The sequence below is a fragment of the Marinobacter lutaoensis genome (assembly GCF_001981305.1).
GTDB classification, from domain to species: domain Bacteria; phylum Pseudomonadota; class Gammaproteobacteria; order Pseudomonadales; family Oleiphilaceae; genus Marinobacter; species Marinobacter lutaoensis.
The window spans coordinates 1-1,646 of record NZ_MSCW01000020.1; the positions used below are offsets into that span (position 1 = coordinate 1).

The window sequence follows — 1,646 nt, forward strand, 5'->3', positions numbered from 1 at the left end:
CTCTCCATCGACGGTCAGGTGCCGGCTGCCCCGGATGTGGTCGAACCGGTTCCCGGCCACCGTCAGGTGGCTGTCATGACCTATGCACTCGGTGCGGTCGTGACCGGTGTCCAGAACCAAGTCCCTCTGGGCGTGCAGGTACACCTGCTCTCGCCCCGACTCGTCCTCGAAACTCAGCTCGTTGTTGCCCTCCCCCTTGTGGCTCTTGCTCCGCAACACGGTCCGGGTCTTGTGCTCCGGCAATGGGTACGGCGGCGGATGGCCGGCGTGGTAGGTGCACCCGGTGATGATCGGCTGGTCCGGGTCGCCGTCCAGAAAGGAGACGATCACTTCGTGCCCGATCCGGGGCAACGCCAGAAAACCATACTGGCCACCCGCCCAGCCCTGGCTCACCCTCAGCCAGGCACTGCTGTGCTCGTCGTTCCGGCTGTACCGATCCCACGGGAACCGGACTTTGACCCGGCCATGGGCGTCGCAGTGGATTTCCTCGCCCTCGGGGCCGGTGACCCTCGCCACCTGGGGCCCGTCCATCACCGGCCGGGGGCGCGGCCGGGGCCGCCAGGGCACCTCCGCCGGAACCGCTTCGAAGCGGTTGTGGTAACGGGTGGCCCCCGCCCCGCCTTCTTCTTCCAGCGCCTGGGGCTGCTGGCCCTGGTGCCGCACCGCCACCAGCAGCCAGTCCCGGTTGCACTCCGGCCGGTCGTGCTCGGTCAGGGCCACCCGGGCCCCAGCGGTGAAGTCCGGCCGCCGGCTGCGGCCCTCGGCCACGCAGGCGTCGTTGCGCAGGGCCTCCAGACGGCGGCGGCTGAACACCCGGCCCCGGTCGTCGCGCTTGAATCGGCCGGGGTAGTCGTAGTGCTGGTAGTCGTCCCGGTGGCGCGGCGACGGGTCGGTCTGTTCGTGCAGCAGGGCGTAGGCGGGGTTGTGAAAGGTGTAGTCCTTCAGGGCCACCGAGGCCACCCGGACCCGTTCCTGAACCCGGAACCGGTCCACGCCAGGGTGCGGCCAGGCGCCGCCGGTGCGGGCGTTGTAACTGGCCGGGGCCAGTCTGGGGGCGTGACCGTGGTGGTCGGCGAAGATCAGCATCGGTGGGGTGCCGTCCAGGTCGCCGTGGTGGTAGCGGTAGTGCCAGCCTTCCTCGGCGGCCAGCCGCTCCAGGAAGGCCAGGTCGCTTTCCCGGTGCTGGACGCAGTACTCCCGCTCCGGTACCGGCTGGCGCAGGTCGAAGCTCGGGTCCACCAGGCCCCGCTCGGCCAGCAGGGTGCCCAGAATGGCGTCGCTGCCCTGGCCCTGGAAGATCCGGCTGTTGTGCATCAGGCCCAGGCGCCACAGCGGCGGCTGGAAGCGCAGCTGGTAGCGGGTGCGGCGGTGCCCGGTGTCGCCCCGGGCAAATTCGTTGACCACGCCGGTGAAGCGGCGCCGGGGCTGGCCGTCCTGCCACAGCACCAGCTCCACCGGCTGCTCCAGCACCGTTTCCGGGGCCACCGCCGGGTCGCGGCTGGCCAGTTCCAGATGGCCGTCGGCCAGGTCGGACAGGCGTTCGGTCAGCTCGAAGCCGACCACGGCAAAGTGATCCGGGGGAAGGTCGCCAACACGGGCGGTGAACTGCAATCCAGTGGCCTGGGGCATGGCTTCAATCCTTGAAG

General features: G+C 70.2%; 1 protein-coding gene. It reads right to left on the reverse strand.

What is annotated here, in order from left to right; genetic code table 11:
* On the reverse strand, positions 1 to 1,629 hold a 1,629-nt coding region (gene tssI / locus BTO32_RS17495; protein ID WP_076725944.1), incomplete at its 3' end, for a type VI secretion system tip protein TssI/VgrG.
* Between the last annotated feature and the right edge of the window lie 17 nt (positions 1,630 to 1,646).